Raw genomic sequence first — 6,241 nt, forward strand, 5'->3', positions numbered from 1 at the left:
ACCTACGAGATGCCTCTCAGACTCGGGAAATAGGACCTTAGACAAGCTCTATTCTTCCCGGTCAGAGGGGCATTTCTGCGTTACGACGCCAACTCAGCAAGCCTCCCCATCGGTGGATCGAGGTTGAAGCACGCCCGCGAAGATTACAGAAGACCCAAACCGCATCCCGGGCACCCATGACCTCGCGTCAGATGCGGACACTGCGGCCCGGCACAGTACGTCACACGCCTAACGCTTCGCCGTTGCCCTTGTCACATCCGTGATTCCTGTTACAGTGGTCGGCATCACCCGAACTGAATTCAAGTTGTACGACTTTAGGGGTCTTTATGTCAGACGAAATCCGCCGCAAGAACATCGAGCTCGTCCGCGCCTACACCGATGCTCTCAATACCTGGGACATCGACAAGATGGCCGAGCTGTCCACCGACGACGTGGTTTTCGAGCTGCCCTTCCGGCCACCGGCCTTCGAGCGCGAGACCGTGGGCAAAGCCGCCTACATGGAGGTGCTCGCCCAGGCTCGCGACCACATGATCGACGGCTCGGAGAACCTCCACGACCTTGAACTCGACACCCTGGCCGGCAACCCGAACATCGTCGTGGCGACATACAAGAGCGCGATGAAACTCCGCTCGGGCGTCGACTATCACAACGAGTACATTTCGCGCTTCACCGTGCGCGACGGCAAGATCGCGCGCTTCACCGAGTACTACGACTCGATCATTCTGTTCCGCGCGCTCGGCGGGGCGCTCACCGACAGCACCGATGCCGGCCTCATCCCCGAGGGGCTGGGCAGCTAACGCCGCCCCATTCCACCCACCCCCTTGCAACCCACTAGCCCTACCCCCTTCAGCCCAACAGCCCAACACCTGTATGGAGTCAGACAGATGGTTTCCAAAGACGGTGTCGCGATCGAGCCCACGACGGACCCGGCGACCTGCCCGTTCATCGATATGTGGTCCGACGACTACAACGAGAACAACCTGGCGCTCCTCAAGGATCTGCGCGAAAACTACCCGATGGCCTTCCACAAACAGGGCAACACCACCGTCCCGCTGGTGACCCGCTACCAGGACTTCTGGAAGGTGCATCGCGACTGGCGGACATACCAGTCCGGCCGCGGCGCCTCGCATCTGGCCGACCGCCGCTACGACGACCCCACCGACGTCGCTGTCTTCGTCCCCCTGGACACCGACCCGCCGGTGCACAGCGAGTGGCGCAAGATCGTCGAGCCGCTGCTGACCGTGCAGAAGATGCAGAAGCATGTGCCGCTCATCAAGGAGATCGCTGCAGACCTTCTGCGCAAGCTCGAAGGTCGTACCCGGTTCCCGGTGATGGCCGACTTCGTGCGCCCGCTGCAGTCTCGCGCGGTGTTCTCCATCATCCTCGGCGTGCCGGCGGACGACGCCTCGCTCGATCAGTTCCAGGACTGGGCCCGCGATGCACTGCTCGTCCCCGAGCGCGCTGTGGAGGCCAGCACCGCGTTGACCGCTGCCCTCGGTGAGATCCTCAACGAGCGTCGGGAGAACCCCCGCGACGAAGACGACATCGTCACCGTGCTGGCGACCTGTCGGCCCGGCGGCGAGGTGCCTGACGATGCCGACCTGCTCAAGGTGCTCACCGCGCTGACTCTCGGCGGACTGGAGTCCACCGGCACCGTGCTCAGCGGCACCATCCACCACATGGCCACCCACCCGGACGACCTGCAGGAGCTGATCGATGACCGCTCGCTGCTGCCGGAGGCCATCGAGGAGGCGCTGCGACTGTTCGTGAACGTCACCCTCACTCAACGCACCGTCACCAAGCCGACCACCCTCAACGGCGTCGATCTGGAGCCCGGTGACAAGATCTGGAACTTGCCCGGATCGGCGAACCGTGATGAGAAGCAGTTCCCCAACGGCGACACCTGGGATGTCCACCGCGAGGACAAGCGGCACGTCTCGTTCGGTGCCGGCATCCACCGCTGCCTGGGTTCCAACCTTGCCCGGACCTTCCTTGAGGTCGCGTTCACCTCGGTGTTCGACGGCATGCCCGGCCTGCGCCTGGTGCCCGGTCAGACGTTGGAAGTCCACTCCATGCCGACGCGTGGTCTCGGCGAGTTCGAGGTCGAAGTCGACGAGGTCATCGCCCCTCCCGCGAACTGACCCGACACAGAAGAGAGAACAGCCCCATGAACGTCAACATCGACCACGAACTCTGCGTCGGGCATGCCCGGTGCTACCTGCTTGAACCGGACTACATCACCGCCGACGAGCGCGGCCGCGGTGTGGTACGCGACGATGCCCCGGACATGCCTCCGGAGGTCGCCCGCAAACTCGTCCGGGCGTGCCCGGAATTCGCCATCACCATCCAGCGCGACTGATCCCAGGTTCTACCCATGACTGACACCATCACCCTTCCGCGAATCACCGACGAGGTCGAGATGCACGCAGAGCCCAATGCCGACCTGGCCTTCACCGGGGTCGTCACCGAGCGCCGCGAGGTCGCCGACGGAGTCGTCGAACTCACCCTGGCCGCTCCCGACGGCACCGACCTGCCGGTTTGGGAACCGGGGGCACACATCGACCTCGTGCTTCCCGACGGCCTCGTTCGCCAGTACTCACTGTGCGGAGACCCGGGCGACCGGAGCTCCTACCGAGTCGCGATCCTGCGCGAACCGGAGGGCCGAGGTGGATCGCGGTGGCTCCATGACGAGCTCACCGCGGGAACACAGCTCGGCATCCAGGGGCCGCGCAACCACTTCCCGCTACACTCCTCGCCGCGATACCTGTTCATCGCGGGCGGTATCGGGGTCACCCCGCTGCTGCCGATGGTGCGGGCAGCCGAGGCGGCCGGGGCAGACTGGCGGATGGTATACGGCGGCCGCTCCGCGGCGACCATGAGCTATCAGGACGAGCTGGAGGTCCACGGCGAACGAGTGCTGTTCTGGCCAGAGGACTCCAACGGCCGGATCGACCTTGAATCGCTGCTCGGAACCCCCGCCGAGGACACGCTGGTCTACTGCTGTGGCCCCGAGCCGCTGCTTGCAGCGGTCGAGGAGAGGTGCGGGATCTGGCCGGCGGGCTCACTCAACATCGAGCACTTCTCGCCCGCTGAGCTTGACGAGTCGACCAATACCGCCTTCGAGGTGGAGTTGCAGGCGTCGGAGATGACCCTGCAGGTCCCCGCCGACCAGTCGATCCTCGACGTGGTCACCGAGGCCGGCATCTTCGTGCCGACCTCCTGCACCGAAGGCACCTGTGGCTCCTGTGAGACGCCGGTTCTCGAGGGACGTCCCGATCATCGCGACGTCGTGCTCTCCCCGGAGGAGCAGGAGGCCAGCGAGACGATGATGATCTGTGTCTCCCGCTGCAAGGGTAAGAAGCTGATCCTCGACCTCTGAGGCCCCACTCAGCTGCCCTGAACACCGCGCCCCGCTCGTCGAGCGGGGCGCGGTCTGTTTTCGGCCGCGACCTTCTCGCTCACCGGGATTCGATTCGCACAGTCAGGTGAGGAGTTCCCGGGTAGTTCTGACCGACTGACAGCGACGGAGTCCCACTGCATCGCAATGGGACTCCGTCGGATCGATCCGACCTATCAGCTGGTTGCCTGCGCCCGGCGGGCAACCTCCTCCTCGTACTGCTTGGTAGCCAATTCGATGGCGTTGACCGCCTGGTCCTTCCAGATGGTCTCGCCGGTCTCGTTGCGCTTGGCCAACGTCCAGTCCCGCGACGCGTCGACTCCGTCGAACTGCCCCCGGAAGTGGGGTGCGACCCGCTCGGCCATGAGCTCGATGGAGCGCAGCTGAGCGGCCGGAGAGGCGAAGTCATTGGTGTTCATGAGGAAGCAACCAAAGCCGCCGGTCTCCTCCACGAGACTTTCGATGTATTCGATGGCCGAGTCTGGTGTGCCGAGGAAAATGATCCCGGTCTCCAGCGCGGCGTCGATCTTCTCGTTGAGATCATCGGTATCGGCCTTGGGAATTACCGAGATCTGACCGAGGTAATCCCACATCTCGGCGAAACCGTATTCGAAGTCCTTACGGGCCTGTTCTTCAGAATCGGCTAGATGCATGAAGTTAGACAACCGCCAGTTCTCACGGGAAATAGTGGTGCCGGCGTATTCCGCTTCGGTCTCGGCGACCGACCAGGCGCTGCGCAGCGAATCGCCGGCACCGGCCACCGACATGGTGAGCATGCCGGTACCCAGCCGGCCGGCGGTGCGCGGCCCGGACGGCGAGGCCACCGAGGCCACGACGATGTCGAACGGCTTGCGGCGGTTGTAGGGCAGCACCTGCAGCCGGGCCTCGTCGAGCTTGAACCAGTCGGTCTCCATGGTGACGATCTCGCCGTTGATCAGGCGCACGATCGCCTCTGCCGACTCCGCCATCATCTCGCGCTGCCGGTTGGTGTCGACGCCCATCATGTAGGCGTCGGAAACTAGCTGACCTGGACCGAAGCCCATCATGGCCCGCCCTTTGGAAAGCTGATCGACGAGCATGAGGCGCTCGGCGAGGTTGAACGGGTGATGGTAGGACAGCGAGTTCACGCCGGTCCCCAGCCGGATGTTACTGGTCACCTGCGACAGCGCCGCGAGCATCACCTCGGGCGAGCCGATGATCTCGGCACCGCCGGAGTGGTGCTCTCCGATCCATGCCTCATCGAGCCCGAACTCGTCGGCGTGGACCACCAGATCCATCGCCTGCTTGAGCAGTACGTTGGGGCTGATTCCCGCGATGTTGTACGGCGGGAGGAAGATACCGAACCGGTTGGGGCGGAGAAGTGCGTTGTCACTCATTATTTCCTCACTTGATCTCTTGGCGGAACGGTGATGTCACCGACCGCGAAAACGGTCTGCCTGCGTTGATTCCGGCACCTGAAAACTTCGGTCCTCGCGGGTGGTGCCGATGATTTCGAAGACCGGTAGGAATTACGTTGATCACAACGTTATCGGCGTATGCCATTAGTCACAATGGATTCTTTATGGCTTTGAGCCCAGTTTTCGGTCGGCGCCTTGCCAGTTCGAGCGCGGCTTGCACACAGCGTCAGCCGTCGACGGAGTGCGAGCCTTCAAGCACATCGGCGATGACGAGTGCACACCACAGTTCCGAGGGTCGCTCGAGGACAGCGTGCCCGAGGATCCCTTCAGCCTGCCGGATCCGGTAGCCGACAGTGTTGCGGGCGACATGGATGCGCCGCGCCACCGCCTGCGGGCTGCGGGTCTCGATATAGGCGCGCAGGGTCTCCCGCAGCTCCCGAAGCCGGATTTCGGCACCGAAGAGGCCACCGAGCTCGTCACGGGCGAACTGCTCTGCGGCCGTACGGTTTTCCAGCAGCAGGGTCAATGAGCCGAGACTCCGGTAGGTCAGCAGGCAGCCGTCGATGCCGGAGTTCTCTACCGCCAGGGAGTAGACTCGCTGCGCCTCTAGGTGCGACTGGCGGAAGCCGGCCACACCGTCGCGGGCCGCACCGAAGGCGATCCGCACCCCGACCGGTGGCGCGGGCAGATCTTCGAAGTGGCCGACCTCGGATCCGGAGCGGAAACCTCCCCAGGCCCAGACCATCGCCCCGCCCTGCCTGATCGCCACCCGTTGGGTGGCACCGAGTTGCCGTAGGTACCCCTCGGCGACTCGGTGCAGGTCTGCATCGGTGCCACGTTCGTCGGCGATCCAGGCCACCGCGGCCAGATGCGACCAGCCGGTGAGCCCGTACCGCAGCACCGCGGTGATCCGCGCCTCGTCACCCACGAACTCCTCGGCGAGCACCTGCCGGACCGCCTCGTCCTCCAGCGCAGCCTGGGTCGACACCCAGCGCTTGGCCTCTTCGGCATAGTCCTCGCTGATCCGGATCGACAGGGCGTTGAAGATCGCCAGGACGGTCTGCGCGATGAGTTGAGACTCACCGCCGCGCAAGGCCGGCTCGCAGAGCCGGTCGCAGGCCTCGAACATCTCACGCTGCCACCATTGGTGGCTTGCCCGATTGCCCTGCCAGACATCCTCGATGGGGATGCGACGCCGCACGAAGTCGGCGATGATCTCGCGCTCCATCGTCGGCTCACCACCGCTGATCCGCACACCGCGCAGTTCGAGCAGGGTGAGGAGCCCGACGATCTCGGTGCCCTGGCGGACCATCGCGATCTGCCGAGTAGTGCCCCATAGAGTGGTGTAACTCGGTGGCCGAGTTCGTTATCGACGTCGTGTCGTTAACGGATGCAGAGCGGCCACCGCGTGATCCTTCGAGTCAACCTTCCACAGAATCCTCGAGGA

6 protein-coding genes are annotated in these 6,241 nt (G+C 64.3%); 4 read left to right on the forward strand and 2 right to left on the reverse strand.

What is annotated here, in order from left to right:
• Positions 1-326 precede the first annotated feature (326 nt).
• The 4 genes from ABFT43_RS22540 to ABFT43_RS22555 all read left to right on the forward strand — a co-directional run bounded on the left by ABFT43_RS22540 (position 327) and on the right by ABFT43_RS22555 (position 3,379).
• Positions 327-797 carry a nuclear transport factor 2 family protein gene (locus ABFT43_RS22540; RefSeq protein WP_347962464.1) on the forward strand — a complete coding sequence of 157 codons (471 nt, stop codon included), beginning with the start codon at positions 327-329 and terminating at the stop codon, positions 795-797.
• 87 nt (positions 798-884) lie between these two features.
• On the forward strand, positions 885-2,141 hold the full coding sequence (locus ABFT43_RS22545) for a cytochrome P450 (protein WP_347962465.1): 1,257 nt from the start codon (positions 885-887) through the stop codon (positions 2,139-2,141).
• A gap of 26 nt (positions 2,142-2,167) precedes the next feature.
• A complete protein-coding gene (locus ABFT43_RS22550; RefSeq protein WP_347962466.1) occupies positions 2,168-2,359 on the forward strand; it encodes a ferredoxin in 192 nt (63 codons plus the stop codon).
• 15 nt (positions 2,360-2,374) lie between these two features.
• On the forward strand, positions 2,375-3,379 hold the full coding sequence (locus ABFT43_RS22555; RefSeq protein ID WP_347962467.1) for a PDR/VanB family oxidoreductase: 1,005 nt from the start codon (positions 2,375-2,377) through the stop codon (positions 3,377-3,379).
• Between the two features lie 194 nt (positions 3,380-3,573).
• On the opposite strand, the gene ABFT43_RS22560 is transcribed toward ABFT43_RS22555, so the two are convergent.
• Positions 3,574-4,773 carry an LLM class flavin-dependent oxidoreductase gene (locus ABFT43_RS22560; RefSeq protein WP_347962468.1) on the reverse strand — a complete coding sequence of 400 codons (1,200 nt, stop codon included), beginning with the start codon at positions 4,771-4,773 and terminating at the stop codon, positions 3,574-3,576.
• Positions 4,774-5,020: 247 nt separating this feature from the next.
• Positions 5,021-6,022 carry a PucR family transcriptional regulator gene (locus ABFT43_RS22565; protein ID WP_347962469.1) on the reverse strand — a complete coding sequence of 334 codons (1,002 nt, stop codon included), beginning with the start codon at positions 6,020-6,022 and terminating at the stop codon, positions 5,021-5,023.
• Positions 6,023-6,241: the final 219 nt, after the last annotated feature.

The sequence above is a fragment of the Gordonia aurantiaca genome, assembly GCF_039939235.1.
Classification (GTDB): Bacteria; Actinomycetota; Actinomycetes; order Mycobacteriales; family Mycobacteriaceae; genus Gordonia.

Excerpts from the sequence above, each read along its gene's own strand:
- ABFT43_RS22545 (WP_347962465.1), top strand. The coding sequence starts at position 885 with ATGGTTTCCAAAGACGGTGTCGCGATCGAGCCCACGACGGACCCGGCG.
- ABFT43_RS22540 (WP_347962464.1), top strand. The coding sequence starts at position 327 with ATGTCAGACGAAATCCGCCGCAAGAACATCGAGCTCGTCCGCGCCTAC.
- ABFT43_RS22560 (WP_347962468.1), bottom strand. The coding sequence starts at position 4,773 with ATGAGTGACAACGCACTTCTCCGCCCCAACCGGTTCGGTATCTTCCTC.
- ABFT43_RS22550 (WP_347962466.1), top strand. The coding sequence starts at position 2,168 with ATGAACGTCAACATCGACCACGAACTCTGCGTCGGGCATGCCCGGTGC.
- ABFT43_RS22565 (WP_347962469.1), bottom strand. The coding sequence starts at position 6,022 with ATGGAGCGCGAGATCATCGCCGACTTCGTGCGGCGTCGCATCCCCATC.
- ABFT43_RS22555 (WP_347962467.1), top strand. The coding sequence starts at position 2,375 with ATGACTGACACCATCACCCTTCCGCGAATCACCGACGAGGTCGAGATG.